Genomic DNA, 16,732 nt, shown 5'->3' on the forward strand with positions numbered 1-16,732 from the left:
GGCGGCGTCCAGCGCGCGCGCTGGACGCCTTAGGAGGAGGGAGAAGCCGGATGGAGCCGTCGGGTTACACCGACCGGCCGGACTACCGCGTCGACGTGCGCCGCAAGCGCAACCTTGTCCAGGTGACCCACGAGGGCGTGCTCCTGGCCGAGACGACCCGCGCGCTCATCGTCGACGAGCAGGACCACGGGCTCGTCATCTACATCCCGCGGGCGGACGTGCGGACCGAGCACCTCGCGCCGTCGGAGCAGACGTCGCGGTGCCCGTTCAAGGGGCGGGCGAAGTACTGGCGGCTGCGGGACGGCGACGGCCCGATCGCCTGGGAGTACCCGGAGCCGTACACCGAGGTCGCGATCCTCCGCGACCACATCGCGTTCTACCAAGACGCGGCCGTCGTCCGGATCGGCGCCGCCACCCCCGTCACCTCCGCGCCTTACCCCGGCGGCGGCCGCCATGGCTGAGGCGGAGAGAGGCTGGGACCAGGACGAGCTGCTCCGGCTGATGGACGTCCAACCGGCCGGGCCGGGGCGCTACGCGGCACCCGCCCATGGGGCCAGTGCCCGCAACGTCGTCGAGGCCGGGCAGCTCCTGGCGGACGCCGTTGTCGCGGCGTCGAAGGAGGTCCCCGGCCAGCGGGTCCTGTCGGCGTCCATGGTCTTCTCGCGGATCGTCCGCCACGACGCGGGGCTGGAGGTCGAGCTGGAGGTCCCGCACAGCGGCCGGACGTACTCCACAGTCCAGGCGCGGGTGATCCAGGACGGCTCTCCGCGCTGCGCCGGGCTGCTCCTCATGGGAGCCGACTGCGGAGACTTCCTCGGCTCCGCCGCGCCGATGGCCGGCGTGCGCCTGCCGCCGCGTCCCTTCGAGCGGCCCGGCATGGACGTGGGCGGCCGCGAGATCCGCATCGTCGACGACGCCTACGACCTGGACCCGCGGCGCGTCGGGCCGCCCGAGATGTACGTGTGGACGCGCTTCGCCGACGCGCCGCCGGCCGCGCACCTGCACGCCGCCCTGATGACGCAGTCGGTCACGCACTGGACGATCGCCGCGGCGCTGCGCCCGCACGCCGGCTACAGCGAGGCCATGGCGCACGAGACGATCTCGACCGGCATCTCCCAGGCGACGATCGCCTACCACGACGACGTCGACGTTACGCAGTGGCTGCTGTACGCCACCCGGGTCGTCTATACGGGCCGCGGAACCGCGCAGAGCGAGGGTCGCGTCCACGCCGAGGACGGGCGCCTGGTCGCCTCCTACTCCGTGCAGGGGATGATCCGGCCCTTCGCCCGAAAACCTTCGCCGGACCCCGCCACGGTGCTGTGACGGCCGCCCCATCGCATTGTTTTTGACATCGACGTCGATATAAGCTGCTACCCGCCGAGGGAACCCGAGAGGTGACTTCCATGCCGTCACGCGCGCTGCCGTATCCGCTGTTCGACGCGGACAACCACCTGTACGAGACCGAGGACGCCTTCACCCGGTACCTCCCGGAGGAGTACCGGGGCGCCATCGAGTACGTCCGGGTGCGGGGCCGGACGAAGATCGCGATCCAGGGCCGGATCAGCGAGTACATCCCCAACCCGACGTTCGAGAAGGTCGCCCGCCCCGGCGCGCAGGAGGACTACTTCAAGCACGGGAACCCCGAGGGCAGGTCGTACCGGGAGATCGTCGGCCGGCCGATCGAGTCGATCCCGGCGTTCCGGGAGCCGGGCCCGCGGCTGGAGCTGATGGACGAGCAGGGCGTGCAGCGCTCGCTGATGTTCCCGACGCTGGCGAGCCTGCTCGAGGAGCGGATGCGCGACGACCCCGAGCTGACCCACGCGGCCGTCCACGCGCTGAACCGCTGGCTGGACGAGGTGTGGTCGTTCAACTACCGGGACCGGATCTTCACCGCCCCGGTGATCACGCTGCCGATCGTCGAGGAGGCGGTCCGGGAGCTGGAGTGGTGCCTGGAGCGCGGCGCGCGCGTCGTGCTGGTCCGCCCGGCGCCCGCGCACGGCGTCCGCGGCCCCCGCTCCATCGCGCTGCCGGAGTTCGACCCGTTCTGGAGGCTGGTCCAGGAGAGCGGCACGCTGGTGGCGTTCCACTCCTCCGACAGCGGCTACCAGCGGTACGCCGCCGACTGGGAGGGCAGGCAGCGCGAGTACCTGCCGTTCACGCTGCAGCCGTTCCGCGAGATCGGGCAGTGGCGGGCCATCGAGGACACCGTGGCGTCGCTGATCTGCCACGGCTGCCTGACCCGCTTCCCCGACCTGAAGATCGCCACGATCGAGACCGGGTCGTCCTGGGTGGCGCCGCTGCTGGAGAAGCTCGCGGTCACCTACAAGAAGATGCCGCAGGGCTTCGGTGAGGACCCGGTCGAGCAGATGCGGCGGCTGATCCACGTGAGCCCCTTCATCGAGGACGACATGGCGGCGCTGGCCGGCGTCCTCGGCATCGACCGGGTGCTGTTCGGGTCGGACTTCCCGCACCCCGAGGGCAAGGCCGACCCGATCACCTACGTCGACGACCTGGCCGCCCTGCCCGGCGACGCCCAGGCGAAGATCATGGGCGGGAACCTCTCCCGCCTCATCCCGGTGTGACCGGGCGGGCGGGAACCGCCGCGACGACCGGCCGCGCCCTCGCCGGCCTCTACCTCCCGCAGATCCGAATGGACTTCGCCGCCATCGAGCGCCGCGCGCGGACGGCGGAGGAGGCGGGCTTCCACTCGGCCTGGTTCATCGACCACCTCGCGCCTCCCGGAGACCGCGGGCTCGACATGCTCGATGCCTGGACCGTCGCCACGGCGCTGGCCATGCGCACCGAGCGGCTGCACGTCGGGCACCTCGTCCTGTGCGCGGAGTTCCGCCATCCGGCGGTGCTGGCGAAGATGGCGGCGAGCCTCGACGTGATCTCCGGCGGGCGGCTGGAACTCGGCCTGGGCTGGGGGTCGGTCGCCCGGGAGCTCACCGACTACGGGTTCACCGACCCCGGCCCGGCGGTGCGCGCCGGCCGGCTCGCCGAGACCATCGACCTCCTCCGCCTGCTGTGGAGCGGCGAACCGGTCGACTTCGACGGCGCCCACTGGACGCTCCGGGACGCCGTCTGCCGCCCCCGCCCCGTCGCGGGGAGCGTGCCGATCCACATCGGCGGCTCCGGCTCCCGGTTCACGATGCCCCTCGTCGCCGGGCGGGCCGACTGGTGGAACTGCCCGGCGGGCGCGACGGACCGGCTCGCCGAACTCCGCCCGTCCGCGGGCGCGGCCCGGGTCTCCGTACAGCACCCCATCGGCCTCGCGGCGTCCTCGGCGGCGCGGGAAGAGGTCGTCGCGACCGTCCACCGCCGCTTCGGCGCGTGGGGCGGGGTCATCGCCGGTACCCCCGACGAGGTCGCGGAGGCGCTGTCCCGCGAACGCGAAGCCGGCGCCGAACTCTTCATCTGCCAGTTCCACGACTTCGGCGCTCCGGAGACGGTCCGGATGTTCGCCGAGGAGGTCCTTCCGGCGCTCCCATGACCCCATCGCACCGAACCCGCACCTCCGGGCCCGCCGCCGGTGCCCGCCGAGGTCCCGCCCGGGACCTGCTCGCCGAACTGGGCCTCGCCACCCGGCGGGACGGCGACGACCTGCGCGGCACGGCCTTGGTCACCGCCGCGATGCACGTCCCCGGCGCCGGCCGCCTCCGGACGTCCGTCCTCGCCGCCTGGGCCGACACGCTCACCGGGCTGCTGGCCACCCAGGCCACGGCGCCCCGCGTGCCGGTGACCCTGGAACTCGACGTCCAGCTGTACCGCCCTGCTCCCGCCAGCGGGACCGTCGACGCGACCGCCAAAGTCGTGAAGGCCGGCCGGTCGGTGTTCGTGGCGAGCGTCGGGTTCACGGCGGCCGGTGGGGAACCGCTGGCGGTGGCGCACGCCTCGTTCATGACGGCGCCCGATCCCGGCATCACGCTCCCGGCCGCGTTCGACGTCGAGCTTCCCCGCCGGCGGAAACGGCTGTCCATGCCGCTCGCCGAACGCGCGGGCTGCGAGCGCCGCGGGCCCGGCCTGGCCGTCCTGCCGCGCTCGGACGACGGTCTCAACATCTCCGGGACCATCAACGGCGGTCTCATCGCGCTTGTCGCGGAAGAGGCGGCCCTGTCGCTGGCGCCGGGCGACGCTCTGTGCTCGCTCGGCCTGCGCTACCTCCAGCCCGCGCGGACAGGGCCCGTCGTCGCCACCGCCCGGATGCGGGACGGCCTCGCGCAGGTCGAGCTGCGCGACTCCGGCAACGGCGACCGCCTCACCGGCATCGCCACCGCACGGACGTTCGGCGCCGCCGGGGCCTCCGGCGGCGGGCGCGCCGGGGACCGCTGACGTCCCCGGCCGCCGCGCCGCTACCGGCTCTTGAGCTTGTCCTTCATCCCGTCGAGCCGCATGAGGACGGGGAACCCGCCGTCGCTGAGGGCGTTGCCGTGCCCGGTCTGGTGGACGTCGAAGACCGCCTGGATCGCCGCGTAGAAGCCCTGCACGTCGAGCGTCTGGTTGACGGCGCGCTTGGCCTGCCGCAAAGCGAACGGGTGCATCTGCGCGATCTGACCGGCCAGCTCCATCGCGGTCGTCTCCAGCTCGTCGAGCGGGACGACCCGGTTCACCATGCCGACCTTCTCCGCCTCGTCCGCGGTGACGGGACGGCCGGTGAACAGGATCTCCTTGGCCTTGCGCGGGCCGAGCTCCCAGGTGTGGCCGTGGTACTCCACGCCGCCGATGCCCATGTGCACCACGGGGTCGGAGAACTGCGCGTTCTCGGCCGCCACGATCAGGTCGCACGGCCAGCAGAGCATGAGGCCGCCCGCGATGCACTTTCCCTGGACCGCCGCGATCGACGGCTTCGGGACGTTGCGCCACCGCAGCGTGTACTCCAGGTACCGGCGCGACTCGATCCCGTAGATGTGCTCCAGGGTGATCTTGTCCGGGACGGGGCCGCCGCCCTTGATGTCGTGGCCGGACGAGAAGTGCTTGCCGTTGGCCTTCAGCACGACGACCCGGACGCCGTCGTCGCCGGCGGCGCGGCTCCAGGCGGCGTCGAGGTCGTCGAGCAGTTCCATGGTCTGCGCGTTGGCGGCCTCGGGCCGGTTCAGCGTGATGACCGCGACGCGGTCCTTCACGTCGTACAGGATCTGGTCCATCCGATCGTTCCTCTCTGGGGGGCGGTCCCGTCACCTGGGGTGCTTCATCGCGGCGAGGGCCGCGTCGGCGGCCCGCAGGACGGCGCCGGGCTCCGCGCCCGCCGCGGCGGCGATGTCCGCGACCAGGCCGACGTCCTTGCGGAGCAGCCCGCCGGCGTGGGCCGCGATGCGGTCGAGCGACCCGCCGCCCGAGGCGACCCGGTCGAGGGCGAAGCTCGCCCCGCTGCCGTGCGAGATCACCTCGGCCAGGCGGACCGGATCGACGTCCAGGGCGGAGCCGAGGCCGAGCGCGGTCGACGCTGTCGCGAGGTTGGCGGCGAACAGCAGGTTGTTCAGCAGCTTCGCGACCTGCCCGGACCCGACCGGCCCCATGTGGACGATCGGGTCCCCGTATGAGGCGAACACCGGGCGGCACAGGTCGACGTCCTTCTGCTCGCCGCCCGCCATCACCAGCAGGCGCCCCGCTTCCGCCGCCGGCCCGCCGCCGCTCACCGGCGCGTCGACCAGGCGCACGCCCCGGCCGGCGGCCTCGGCCGCGAGCCGCCGGCAGGTGTCGGGGTGGACGGTGCTGTGCACCGCGATCACCCCGCCCTCCCCGAGGCCGGCGAGCACGCCGTCGTCCGCGGTCAGCACCTCCTCGACCCCCGCGTCGTCGACGACGCAGACGCAGACCAGGTCGCTCGCCCGCGCCAGCTCCGCCGGGGACGCCGCCACGGACGCGCCCGTGCCGGCGAACGGCTCGAGCGTGGCCGCGCGCCGCGCCCACAGCGTGGTCGGATGTCCCGCGTCGACGATCCGGCGGGCCATCGGCCCGCCCTGGCTGCCGAGCCCGATGAAGCCGACGCGCAGGTCGGATGCGCTCATCCGTCCTCCTCACTGAGTTCCTATGCGGTCTTTCGGTGCCGCCGCGCCGGGGCGGGGTCAGCCCCGGGGCAGCCCGAGGATGCGCTCGGCGATGATGTTGCGCTGGATCTCCGAGGTGCCGCCCGCGATCGTCCCGCCGAAGCTGCGCGCGTACCGCTCGAACCAGCTCGCGTAGTGGTCGGCGAGGTCCATGTGGTTGTACGGCGCGGTCAGCGTGGGGTGGACGAGCGAGTCGGGCCCGTGCTCCTCCAGCGCGTGCAGCGACGCCTCCTGCACGGCCTCCGAGCCGAACAGCTTCAGCACCGAGAGCTCGGCGGGGTCGCGGCCGCCGGCGAGCTGCCGGTAGCCGAGCAGCCGGATCGCCTGCAGGTCCATGAGCAGCGTGGCGTACCACTCCTCGGTGCTGGGGGAGTCCTCGATCAGGTAGCTCATCCAGTCGGCGTAGCTCAGCCACAGCAGCGTCCGCTCGTGCCCGAGCGAGCCGTGCGCGACGCCCCAGCCGCCGTGCAGCGGGCCGACGAGGTTCTCGCGCGGCACCCGGACGTCGGTGAAGAAGACCTCGTTGAAGTCGTAGTCGTCGGGCGCGGCGATCGACCCGAACGGGCGCCGGACCAGCCCCTCGCTGTCGGTCGGGATCACCAGGACGCTGATGCCCTTGTGCTTGGGCGCGTCCGGGTCGGTGCGCACGAACGTCAGCAGGATGTCGGCGTCGTGCGCGCCCGACGTCCACACCTTCTGCCCGTTCACCACGAACTCGTCGCCGTCGAGGACGGCGCGGGTGCGCAGCCCGGCGAGGTCGGAGCCGGCGCCGGGCTCGCTCATCCCGAGGGCCGCGGTGATCTCGGCGCGCAGGATCGGCGCGGCCCACCGCCGCTTCTGCTCCTCGGTGCCGAAGGTCAGCAGCGACGCCGCGACGATGCCGAGGCCCTGCGGGTTGAAGCTGTGGTAGATCCGCCGCCGCGACAGCTCCTCCAGGTGGGCGAGCTGCTGCGGCAGCGTCGCGTTCCGCCCGCCGAACTCGGGCGGGTTGCCCGGCAGCAGCCAGCCCGCGTCGAACAGCTTGCGCTGCCACCGCCGCGCCCACTCGGGGATGTCCGCGCTGGACTTCGGGCGCGGGACGGCCTCCTCCGCGGAGGGCAGGTTCGCGTCGAGGAACGCGGCGAACTCCGCGCGGAACTCCTCGATCTCGGGGTCGGGGGTGAGCTTCATCGGGCGGCGCCCTTCCGCGCGTGCTCCTCCAGCAGCGCCCTGCGGTGCACGGACGCCGTGCCGAGCAGCAGGTCGCACGCCTTGGCCCGCTTGAGGTAGATCTGCAGGTCGTTCTCCCAGGTGTAGCCCATGGCGCCGAACAGCTGGTAGCCGTGCTTGAACACGACCCGCTGGCACTCCCCGGCGGACGCCTTGGCCATCAGCGCGGCCTCGCGGCGGCGCGGATCGTCCTCGGCGATGGTCAGCGCCGAGTAGTACGCCAGCGCCCTGGCCCGCTCGATCGCCACGTGCATGTCGGCCGCCTTGTGCTTGACGGCCTGGAAGGAGCCGATCGGCACGCCGAACTGCTCGCGCCGCTTCACGTGCGCGACCGCCAGGTCCAGGATGCGCCGGCAGGCGCCCACCGCGGTGATCGCCAGCCCCATGAGGGTCAGGTCGGGGACCCCCGCGACGAGGTCCGCGGCCTCGACGTGCGCCACGTGCAGCGTCGGGTCGAAGACGGCCACGGGTTCGGCGGCGACCTCCGCGCCGCTCACCACGACCACCCCGGACCCGGTCAGCAGCGCGACCTCGTCGGCCCGGCCGGCGTCCAGGACGAACCGTCCGGTGCCGTCGCAGACCCCCGTCCCCGACCCCGCGGGCAGGCGCCCGGCGAGCGGCGCGAACCAGGTCGCCGTGGCGAGGAAGGGCGTCGGGTCGGCGACGTAGCCGAGCTCGTCCAGCACGATCGCCAGCTCGACCGGCGGCGTCTCCAGCCAGCCGAGGTCCAGGTAGGTCTTCCAGAGCTGCTCGGGCGGCAGCGACCGCGACCGCTCTACGGTCTCGCGGACCATCTCCCGCAGCAGCCGCTGGTCCTCGTCGAACTCGAAATCCATGCGCCTTCGCTCCTCAGAGCCGTGCCGCGGCGGCGAGGTCCGCCGCCCGGGCCGCCGTTCGCCGGACCGCGCCGCCGTGCCGGGTCGCCTCCGGGCCGTTCACTGGTTCCGGCACAGGTCCTCCAACCGCTCGCGGGCCCACTCGCGCCGGGCGGGCAGGTGCTGGGTGGGCCACAGGCCGGGGGCCGGTTCGCGGCCGCGCAGCACCTCCCGCGCCACCGTGATCTTGTGGACCTCGGTCGGGCCGTCGACGACCGCCATCACCGCCGCGCCGTTCCACATGGCCGCGAACGGCATCTCGTTGGAGACGCCGAGGGCGCCATGCAGGTGCATCGACCGGTAGACGACGTCGTGCAGGACCTTCGGCGTCAGGAACTTGATCGCCGCGATGTCCTTCCGGACCCGCTTGTAGTCCTGGTACTCGTCGATCTGCCAGGCCGTGTACAGCACGAACAGCCGGAACTGGGTCAGCTGCGCGTAGGACTCGGCGAGGTCGGCCTGGACGAGCTGCTTGTCCGCGAGCCGGCTCCCCTGCGTCTCCCGCGAGAGGGAGCGCTCGGCCATCATGTCGAGCGCCTTCTGGCACTGGCCGACGACCCGCATCGCGTGGTGGACGCGGCCGCCGCCGAGCCGGGTCTGGGCGATCGCGAACGCCTGGCCCTCGCCGCCGAGCAGCGCGTCGCCCGGTACGCGGACGCCGTCGTAGTGGATGAGGGCGTGCATGCCCTCGTCGGTGCCCTCGCCCAGCGTCCCGACGTGCCGCTCCACCCGGACGCCCGGGGTATCGCTCGGCACCAGGAACATCGACATGCCCTTGTACGGGTTCACGTCCGGGTCCGTCACCGCCATCACGATGACGAAGCTGGAGGTGCGTGCGTTGGAGGAGAAGAACTTGCGGCCGGTGATGACCCAGTCGTCCCCGTCACGGACCGCCCGGGTCGTGAACATCGTCGGGTCGGAGCCGGCGTGCGGTTCGGTCATCGAGAAGCAGGAGAAGCACTCGCCCTCCAGCAGCGGCTGGAGGTAGCGCTCCTTCTGCTCCTCGGTGCCGTAGCGGGCGATGATCTCGGCGTTGCCGGTGTCCGGCGCCGCGGTGCCGAACACGACGGGCGCCCAGCCGGACGAGCCGAGGATCTCGTTGATGAGCGCCAGCTTGAGCTGGCCGAACCCGCGCCCGCCGAGCTCAGGCCCGAGGTGCGGCGCCCACAGGCCCTGATCGCGCACCTGCCGCTTCAGCCCGCGGACGACGGGGCCCAGCTCGTCGTCCAGGGGGTGGAAGGCCCGTCCCGGATGCAGGATGTCCAGCGGCTCGATGCACTCCTCACGGAACCGCCTGATCCAGTCCAGCTTCTTCTCGAACTCGGGCTCGGTGCGAAACTCCCATGCCATTCAGACGATCCTCGTTTCGTGGTTCTCCCAGTACGTCTCCCGGAGCAGCCCCTTGCGGAGCTTCCCGCTGGGGTCCCGCGGCAGGGAGGCGGCGAAGTCGACGTCGCGCGGGCACTTGTAGTGGGCGAGGCGGTCCCTGCAGTAGGCGAGCAGTTCGTCCTTCAGTTCGTCGCGGGGCCGCTCGTCCGCGGGCTGGACGACCGCCAGCACCCGCTCGCCCATCTCCGGGTCCGGGACGCCGATCACCGCGACGTCCGCCACGGCGGGGTGCATGACGAGGACGTTCTCGGCCTCCTGCGGGTAGATGTTGACCCCGCCGGAGACGATCATGTGGGCGACCCGGTCGGTCAGGTACAGGTAGCCGTCCCCGTCGAGGCGGCCGACGTCGCCGAGGGTGCGCTCGCCGAAGTAGACGACGCCGTCGCGGACGCTGACGTCGTCGCCCGCCTTGCCGACCGAGCCGGGGTGCGCGAGCCATTCCTCCGGCCCGATGGCGACGTGCCCGTAGCCCTCGGTGCCGGAGTAGTACTCGTGGATGATCGGGCCGAACCAGTCGAGCATCCGCCGCTTGACCTCGACCGGGCACGGGGCGGCGCTGTGGAAGACGAGTTCGAGGCTGCTCAGGTCGCGGTCGCGCAGCTCGGCGGGCAGCTTCAGCATGCGGACGAACATCGTCGGGACGAACTGGGCGTGCGTGACCCGGTGGCGTTCGATCAGCTCGAGCGCCCGGGCGGCGTCGAACCGGTCCATGACGACGAGGGTGGCGCCGAGCCGCAGCAGCGACATGCAGTAGACGAGCGGGGCGGCGTGGTAGAGCGGAGCGGGGGACAGGTAGACGCTGCCGGGGCCGATCCCGTACCGCCCGAGCCCGAGCGCGACCTTGACGCACTCGGCGGACGGGTCGCCCATGGGGCCCGCGGTGAGCTGCTTGCGGATCGCCTTCGGGCGGCCGGTCGTGCCGCCGGAGAACAGCAGCTCGCGTCCCTCGCACTCGCGGAGCGCGCTGTCGTCGACCTCCTGGGCGAGCAGCCGCTCGTAGACGTCCTCGGTGACGAGCAGCTTGCCGTCGGTCATCTCCTCGATCTCCGACGGCCGCAGGTGCGTGTTGACGGGCGTGTAGTAGAGCCCCGAGCGCTGCGCCGCCCAGGCGACCGCCAGCAGGGCGGCCCCGTTGGGCATCTGGATGGCGATGCGCTCCCCGGGGCTCATCCCGAGCGCCGCGGCCAGGTGCCGCGAGCGGGCGTCGAGCTCGCCGTAGGTCACGGTCGCGCCGTCGCTCTCGATGACCGCGATCGCGTCGGGACGCCGTTCCGCCTGCAGGCCCAGGTGATGCATGACGGGAGAATAGCATTCTCAAGAATCGAAAGTAAGAGTCTCGGCAGCGAGAGGATCGCGAGAGCAAACAGGTATGGCTTTATCCAGTTTGAAGAGTATCGTTCTGCGGGTGACCGAAGTCTCCGAAGAGCCGGCCTGGCGCCGGCGGGCCGTCGAGCGGTCCACCCGCGCCGCCAAGCTCCGCGCCGAGCAGCGCGTGCAGCGCTTCCTGGACTCGGCCCAGGACCTCATCGCCGAGAAGGGGACGACGGACTTCACCGTCCAGGAGATCGTCGAACGGTCCCAGCAGTCGCTGCGCAGCTTCTACCAGCACTTCGACGGCAAGCACGAGCTGCTGCTGGCGCTGTTCGAGGACGCGCTCGCCAGGGGCGCGCTGGAGATCCGCGACGCCGCCCTCGCCGAGGACGACCCGCTGCGCCGGCTCCGCGGCGCCGTCGAGCTGCTGTACGAGCAGTCGCGCCCGCGGCACCAGGTGGAGCGCCCGCTGTTCAGCGACTTCGCGCAGCAGCTGCTCGTCCGGCATCCCACGCAGGTGGCGGCGGCCCACCTCCCCCTCCTCGCGGTGTTCACCGAGCTGATCGAGCAGGCTGCGGCGAGCGGCGCGATCCCCGCCGGGCGCCCGCGGCGGCGGGCCTCCCTGGTGATGCAGACGATCATGTTCGCCGCGCAGGGCAACGGCGTGCCGGCCGGCGGCCACGCCGTGCCCTTCACCTCCGCGGAGATCTGGGAGTTCTGCTACGGCGGGATCGCCGGCTCCGCGGTCGCGTCCCCCGCCGCGGATCCCGCCGACTGACGCTCGCGGGCCAGCGCGCACTCCTCCGCGAAGGCCAGGACCCTCAGGTGGTACGCCCTGGCCGACAGCCCCAGGCTCAGGTTGTGCCCGCCCGCCTGCTCCGCGGTCTCGACGCGCGGCGCCGCGGTGAACATCGCGGCGACGTCCGCCAGGCCCGCGCGGCCCGCCCGCCACACGCCCTCGTGCTCGGCGACGGTGTAGCGCACCGGGACGCGCACCCCGGCGGCCACGGACGGGAAGTCGCGCGGCCAGGCCCGGACGACGGCGCCCTCGTAGGCGGCACCGGAAACGAGGATCCCCGCTTCCCCGGCGATGCCCTCCGGGTAGAGGTGGGCGCCGCCCCACACGAGGTCGCGCACCGTGCCCGCGAGCGGCGCCGGCGGCGGACCGCCCCGGAACCGGCTCCCCAGCAGCTCCGCCGCCGGCGGCTGGTAGTGCCGTCCGGTCCCGGAGATCTCCAGGCCCAGCAGCTCGCCGCCGCGCCCGGAGGCCGCCATCCGCACGGCCAGCTCGCAGCCCAGCGAATGGGCCACCAGGAACACGCCCGCGCCGCGAGGACGCGACGCCAGCAGCCCGTCGATCGCGCCGTACGCGAGGTCGACCCGCGCTTCGGCGGTCGCCGTCCGGTCCGGACGCGCCGCCGAAGCGCCGTAGCCGGGACGGTCCAGCGCGATAACGGTGAAGCCGAGCGCCGAACCGGTCCGCAGCAGCGAGAGCCGGGGCCGGTTCGGCGCGTCGAAGTACGCCGCGGTCGTCGCGCCGCCGTGCAGGGCGACCACGACGGCCCTGGGCCGCGGCACCTCCGCGACCAGCGCCGACATGGGGACGCCGTCGACGTCCGCCACCCGCCGGGAAGGTCCGGCGTCCGGCGGGCTCACGTGCCGGATCGCAACAGGATGACCCCGCTGGGGGTGAGGCCCCCGCTGCTCACCACCGCCACCCCGGCGTCCGCCACCTGCCGTTCGCCGCCTTCGCCGCGCAGCTGGACGATCGCCTCGTGCATCAGCCCCATCCCGTGGGTGCGCCCGTGGGAGAGCTGCCCTCCGTGGGTGTTGAGGGGCAGGACGCCGTCGCGCGCGATGTTCTTGCCGCCGTCGAGGAAGTCCTTCGCCTCGCCGATGCCGCAGAAGCCGAGCGCCTCGATCCAGGACAGGCAGTTGATGGTGAAGCCGTCGTAGAGCAGCGCCACGTCCACGTCGGAGGGCCGCAGCGACGTGCGGGTCCACAGGTGCGCGGCCTGCCCGAGGACCTGCGGCTCGTGCGTCAGGGTGCTCTGGTCCCACTCCAGGCGCTCGACGATCTGGGTGCCGACCGCCTCCACGAGGACGGGCGGCTTCGCCAGGTCGCGCGCCGCGTCCACCGCCGACACGATGACGGCGATCGCGCCGTCGCAGGGCACGTCGCAGTCGTACAGCCCGAACGGCGTCGTGATCGGCCGCGCCTGGAGGTAGTCCTCCATGGTCATCGGGTCGCGGTAGACGGCGGACGGGTTGAGCGCGGCGTTCGCGCGCTGGTTCAGCGCGATCCAGCCGAGCGTCTCGCGCGTCGTCCCGTAGCGGTGGAAGTGGCGCTGCGCGTTCTGCGCCAGCGTGTGCGCCGCCGACACCGCGCCGAACGGCCGGATCCAGGCGCCGCCGCCGCTGACCCGCCCGCCACCGCCCGCGCCGATCCTGCCCTGCCGCATCAGCTCGGTGTGGGTGGCCTCCCAGAGGGTCCGGAAGCACAGCACGTGCCGGGCCAGCCCGCCCGCGACCGCCAGCATCGCCGCGATCAGCGAACCGCCCGGGCCGAACGTCTCGGCGCCGCCGTTGTACCAGGTCGGGCGAATGCCGAGCGCCGACTCCAGCGCGGTGACGCCGCCTTCGGCGAACCCGCCGAACGCGCCGGCGCCCGGGTAGGTCGCCAGCCCGTCGATGTCGGCGAGGTCCAGTCCGGCGTCCGCGACCGCCTCCTCGCACGCCGCCACCGTGAGCGACAGCGGCGGGACCATCAGGCGGCGCCCGATCCGCGACGCTCCGATGCCGCTGATCGCGACCTTGTCCTCGAACTTCTCGGTGACCGGCATCGGCCGGACGTGCCGCGGCATCTGCTCGGGCTCGATCTCGTCGTGGGGGAGCGGCGCCGGCTCCCCCTGCTCGGCGGCCGGGCGGAACAGCGGCAGCCACACGTCCTCGACGTTCTCGAAGACCACCTCCATGCGCATGCCGAGGCGCAGGTCGCCGGGATCGCATCCGATGGCGTTGGTGGTGAGCCGGACCCGGGGATCCTCCTCGATCGCGACCTGCGCCACGACGTAGGGGGCGGGCAGCCCCGGCACGCGGAACCGGTGGCTGACGGTGAACCCGATGAGCGTCGCGAACCCGGACACGGCCCGCTCGGTCATGGTGGTGCCCCGGCAGTGCCGGCAGACCGGCTGCGGCGGGTGGATCAGGGTGGCGCAGGACGCGCACTCCTGGAACCGCAGCCGCCCGTCGGCCCCGGACGTCCAGAAGAACGCGTCCAGCTCGGTGATCTCCGGCAGGGCGCGCCCCGAGGGGTCGGTCACATCGCCTCCTTGCCGCTCACGAGACCGAGATCGCGCGTTCCGGGCACGACCGGACGGCCTCCTGGACCGCCGCCTCCTGCCCGGCCGGGACGTCCTCGCTGACCGGCGAGGAGTGCCCGTCGACGTCGTCGAGCTCGAAGACCTCCGGCGCCCGCATCGCGCACAGCGTGTGGCCCTGGCAGCGCTCGGGATCGACCTTCACCTTCACGATGTCCCCTCCCGGGAGTCTCAGACCTTGTAGTCGTGCCACTTGAGGTAGCCGCCGGCGTCCACCCGCATCTGCATGCCGGTGACGTAGCGCGACTCGTCCGAGGCGAGGAACAGCACCATGTCGCTGATGTCCCTCGGCTCGACGTAGGGGACCGGCATCGCCTGCTGCACGCCGAACGCGGGCTCGGCGTCCGCGCGGGTCGGGTGCTCGAGGTCCGGCCGGAACGACCGGTACATCGGCTCGCTGTGCAGCATGTCGGTGTTGCAGTTGGTCGGGTGCACGACGTTGGCGCGGATCCTCAGCCGGGCGACGTTCCGGGCCAGCTCGTGGATGTACTGCGACAGCGCCTGCTTCGCGTACATGTAGGCGTGGCCGCCGGGGTCCTTGCCCGGCTCGTCGATCGTCCCGATGACCATGAGCGCCGCGGTGGAGCCGGTCGCGATGATCGAGCCGCCCTCGGGCAGGTGCGGCAGCGCGGCCTGCACCGCGTTGATCGTGCCGACCAGGTTGGTGTCGACGACGTCGCTCCACGCCTTCAGCGGCGGCTGCCCCTTCATCCCGGCGATGCCGGCCTGCGCCACGACGATGTCGAGCCGGCCGAGCTCGGCGACGCCCCGCTCGACCGCGTCCCGCATCTGCGCGGCCTCGCGGACGTCCGCCTGGACCGCCACGATGCGCCGCCCCAGCTCCTCGACGAGCCGGACGGTCTCCTTGAGGTCGTCGGGCCGGGCGAGGGGGTAGCCGACCGTCTCGTAGTCCTGGCACAGGTCGACCGCGATGATGTCGGCGCCCTCCTCGGCCAGCCGCACCGCGTGGCTGCGGCCCTGGCCCCGGGCCGCGCCCGTGATGAACGCGACCTTCCCGTCAACACGTCCCATGGGTGCCGTCCTCCGTGAGAACCATCATTCCAGATGTGAGAACAGTACTCTCAACAGCGAGCCTCCCGGAAGTCCCGGGCCCGGGCGGAGCCGCACCGGAAGCTTGAGTCTCTGATCTTGTATGGTTGATTTGCTTTTTTTGAGAATGTAACTTCCATCCACATGAGCGGCACGGGCTTGGAGGAGCGCATGGGGACCGAGATCGTCGCGGCGGTGGCCGCATGAGGCCGCTGGAGGGCGTCCGCGTCCTGGAGGTCGCCATGTACGGGTTCGTCCCGTCGGCCGGCGGGGTGCTGGCCGACTGGGGCGCCGACGTGGTCAAGGTCGAGCACGCCGTCACCGGCGACCCGCAGCGCGGGCTCCGCCAGGTCGGCACGCTCCGCGTCGAGGGCGACCCGAACCCCAACATCGAGCACGCCAACCGCGGCAAGCGCTCCCTCGGGCTCGACCTGTCGGTGCCCGAGGGCAAGGAGGTGCTCGAGGCGCTGATCCGCCGCTCGGACGTGTTCCTGACCAGCTTCCTGCCGGGGGCCAGGCGCAAGTTCGGCATCGACGTCGACGACGTCCGCGCGGTCAACCCCGAGATCGTCTACGCCCGGGGCAGCGCCCTCGGCCCGCGCGGCCGGGAGGCCGACAAGGGCGGCTACGACATGACGGCGTTCTGGGCCCGCGGCGGGACCGCCGCCAGCCTCACCCCGCCCGGAACCGAGGGGATGATCAGCCCGCCCGGCCCGGCCTACGGCGACACGGTCTCCGGCACGAACCTCGCCGGCGGCATCGCGGCCGCGCTGTTCCGGCGCGAGCGCACCGGCGAGCCGTCGGTCGTCGACGTGTCGCTGTTCGGCAGCGGGCTGTGGGCGATGGGCCACGGCATCGCGCTGTCGATGCACGTCGGCGAGCCGCTGGTCGCGGCCCCGGCGGGGGCGCACGGGTCGCCGACGAACCCGCTGTCCGGCCTGTACGCCACGTCCGACGGCCGCTACCTGGCCTTCGTCATGCTCCAGCCCGGGAAGTTCTGGGCGGACGTGTGCCGCCACATCGACCGGCCGGAGCTGGCCGCCGACCCCCGCTTCGCCGACGCCGAGCGGATCGCCGCCAACACCGCGGAGGCCGTCGCGATCCTCCGGGAGGCCATCGCCGCGCGGACCCTGGCGGAGTGGACCGAGCGCTTCGCCACCCTCGCCGGGCCGTGGGCGCCGGTGCAGGACTCGCTGCAGGCCGGGAACGACCCCCAGGCCCGCGCGAACGAGTACATCGTCAAGGCCGGCGACCTGGAGCTGGTCGCGAGCCCGGTGCAGTTCGACGTCGCCGCACCCGCGGTCGGCCCGGCGCCCGAGTTCGCCGCCCAGACCGAGGAGATCCTCACCGAGCTCGGCCTCGACTGGGACCGCATCATCGCCCTCAAGGCCGCGGGCGCCATCACCTGAACGGACACCGCGGACTCCGCCCCGCCGTGCGGGCGCCCACCGGAGCGCCGCACGGCGGGGCG

At 72.9% G+C, this 16,732-nt stretch carries 17 protein-coding genes; 7 read left to right on the top strand and 10 right to left on the bottom strand.

Annotation, left to right across the window (positions count from 1 at the left end):
* Window positions 1-50 precede the first annotated feature (50 nt).
* From F9B16_RS12480 to F9B16_RS12500, 5 genes are all read left to right on the top strand, one after another.
* A complete protein-coding gene (locus tag F9B16_RS12480; protein WP_151540192.1) occupies window positions 51-461 on the top strand; it encodes a DUF427 domain-containing protein in 411 nt (136 codons plus the stop codon).
* Complete coding sequence (locus tag F9B16_RS12485; RefSeq protein ID WP_151540193.1) at window positions 454-1,323, top strand: acyl-CoA thioesterase; 870 nt, start codon at window positions 454-456, stop codon at window positions 1,321-1,323. Before F9B16_RS12480 ends, F9B16_RS12485 begins: the two co-directional genes overlap by 8 nt.
* Window positions 1,324-1,403: 80 nt before the next feature.
* On the top strand, window positions 1,404-2,582 hold the full coding sequence (locus F9B16_RS12490; protein ID WP_151540194.1) for an amidohydrolase family protein: 1,179 nt from the start codon (window positions 1,404-1,406) through the stop codon (window positions 2,580-2,582).
* Window positions 2,579-3,493, top strand: a complete 915-nt coding sequence (locus tag F9B16_RS12495) for an LLM class flavin-dependent oxidoreductase (RefSeq protein WP_225991576.1) — start codon at window positions 2,579-2,581, stop codon at window positions 3,491-3,493. Before F9B16_RS12490 ends, F9B16_RS12495 begins: the two co-directional genes overlap by 4 nt.
* Entirely contained in the window at window positions 3,490-4,332 is an 843-nt protein-coding gene (locus tag F9B16_RS12500; RefSeq protein WP_151540195.1) for a PaaI family thioesterase, read from the top strand. The genes F9B16_RS12495 and F9B16_RS12500 overlap by 4 nt, the downstream gene beginning before the upstream one ends.
* Before the next feature lie 20 nt (window positions 4,333-4,352).
* Here the strand turns inward: F9B16_RS12500 and F9B16_RS12505 are convergent, their stop codons facing one another.
* From F9B16_RS12505 to F9B16_RS12530, 6 genes are all read right to left on the bottom strand, one after another.
* Entirely contained in the window at window positions 4,353-5,144 is a 792-nt protein-coding gene (locus F9B16_RS12505) for an enoyl-CoA hydratase (protein WP_151540196.1), read from the bottom strand.
* A 30-nt stretch (window positions 5,145-5,174) separates the two neighbouring features.
* Window positions 5,175-6,008: an NAD(P)-dependent oxidoreductase gene (locus F9B16_RS12510; protein ID WP_225991577.1), complete on the bottom strand. Its 834-nt coding sequence runs from the start codon at window positions 6,006-6,008 to the stop codon at window positions 5,175-5,177.
* A 57-nt stretch (window positions 6,009-6,065) separates the two neighbouring features.
* Window positions 6,066-7,217, bottom strand: coding sequence for an acyl-CoA dehydrogenase family protein (locus F9B16_RS12515; RefSeq protein ID WP_151540197.1), 1,152 nt, complete (start codon window positions 7,215-7,217; stop codon window positions 6,066-6,068).
* Entirely contained in the window at window positions 7,214-8,092 is an 879-nt protein-coding gene (locus tag F9B16_RS12520) for an acyl-CoA dehydrogenase family protein (RefSeq protein ID WP_151540198.1), read from the bottom strand. Before F9B16_RS12520 ends, F9B16_RS12515 begins: the two co-directional genes overlap by 4 nt.
* A 99-nt stretch (window positions 8,093-8,191) precedes the next feature.
* Window positions 8,192-9,481 (bottom strand): acyl-CoA dehydrogenase family protein, encoded by a 1,290-nt coding sequence (locus tag F9B16_RS12525; RefSeq protein ID WP_151540199.1) that lies wholly within the window; start codon window positions 9,479-9,481, stop codon window positions 8,192-8,194.
* The gene (locus F9B16_RS12530) at window positions 9,482-10,816 is read right to left on the bottom strand and encodes an AMP-binding protein (protein ID WP_151540200.1); all 1,335 of its coding nucleotides are present in this window, start codon (window positions 10,814-10,816) and stop codon (window positions 9,482-9,484) included. It lies immediately after the preceding gene.
* A gap of 109 nt (window positions 10,817-10,925) precedes the next feature.
* Between F9B16_RS12530 and F9B16_RS12535 the strand changes: the two genes are divergently transcribed.
* Entirely contained in the window at window positions 10,926-11,609 is a 684-nt protein-coding gene (locus F9B16_RS12535; RefSeq protein WP_225991578.1) for a TetR/AcrR family transcriptional regulator, read from the top strand.
* Here the strand turns inward: F9B16_RS12535 and F9B16_RS12540 are convergent.
* From F9B16_RS12540 to F9B16_RS12555, 4 genes are read right to left on the bottom strand one after another with little or no spacing between them, the layout of a single operon-like run.
* Complete coding sequence (locus tag F9B16_RS12540; RefSeq protein ID WP_225991579.1) at window positions 11,552-12,487, bottom strand: alpha/beta fold hydrolase; 936 nt, start codon at window positions 12,485-12,487, stop codon at window positions 11,552-11,554. The two genes, F9B16_RS12535 and F9B16_RS12540, sit on opposite strands and share 58 nt — an antisense overlap.
* On the bottom strand, window positions 12,484-14,154 hold the full coding sequence (locus tag F9B16_RS12545) for a thiolase C-terminal domain-containing protein (protein WP_151540202.1): 1,671 nt from the start codon (window positions 14,152-14,154) through the stop codon (window positions 12,484-12,486). Before F9B16_RS12545 ends, F9B16_RS12540 begins: the two co-directional genes overlap by 4 nt.
* Window positions 14,155-14,170: 16 nt before the next feature.
* Window positions 14,171-14,362 carry a ferredoxin gene (locus F9B16_RS12550; protein ID WP_151540203.1) on the bottom strand — a complete coding sequence of 64 codons (192 nt, stop codon included), beginning with the start codon at window positions 14,360-14,362 and terminating at the stop codon, window positions 14,171-14,173.
* 20 nt (window positions 14,363-14,382) lie between these two features.
* Entirely contained in the window at window positions 14,383-15,243 is an 861-nt protein-coding gene (locus F9B16_RS12555; RefSeq protein WP_151540204.1) for a mycofactocin-coupled SDR family oxidoreductase, read from the bottom strand.
* A 221-nt stretch (window positions 15,244-15,464) separates the two neighbouring features.
* Between F9B16_RS12555 and F9B16_RS12560 the strand changes: the two genes are divergently transcribed.
* On the top strand, window positions 15,465-16,670 hold the full coding sequence (locus tag F9B16_RS12560; protein ID WP_151540205.1) for a CaiB/BaiF CoA transferase family protein: 1,206 nt from the start codon (window positions 15,465-15,467) through the stop codon (window positions 16,668-16,670).
* Window positions 16,671-16,732 lie beyond the last annotated feature (62 nt).

This window comes from Actinomadura montaniterrae (assembly GCF_008923365.1).
GTDB lineage: Bacteria > Actinomycetota > Actinomycetes > Streptosporangiales > Streptosporangiaceae > Spirillospora > Spirillospora montaniterrae.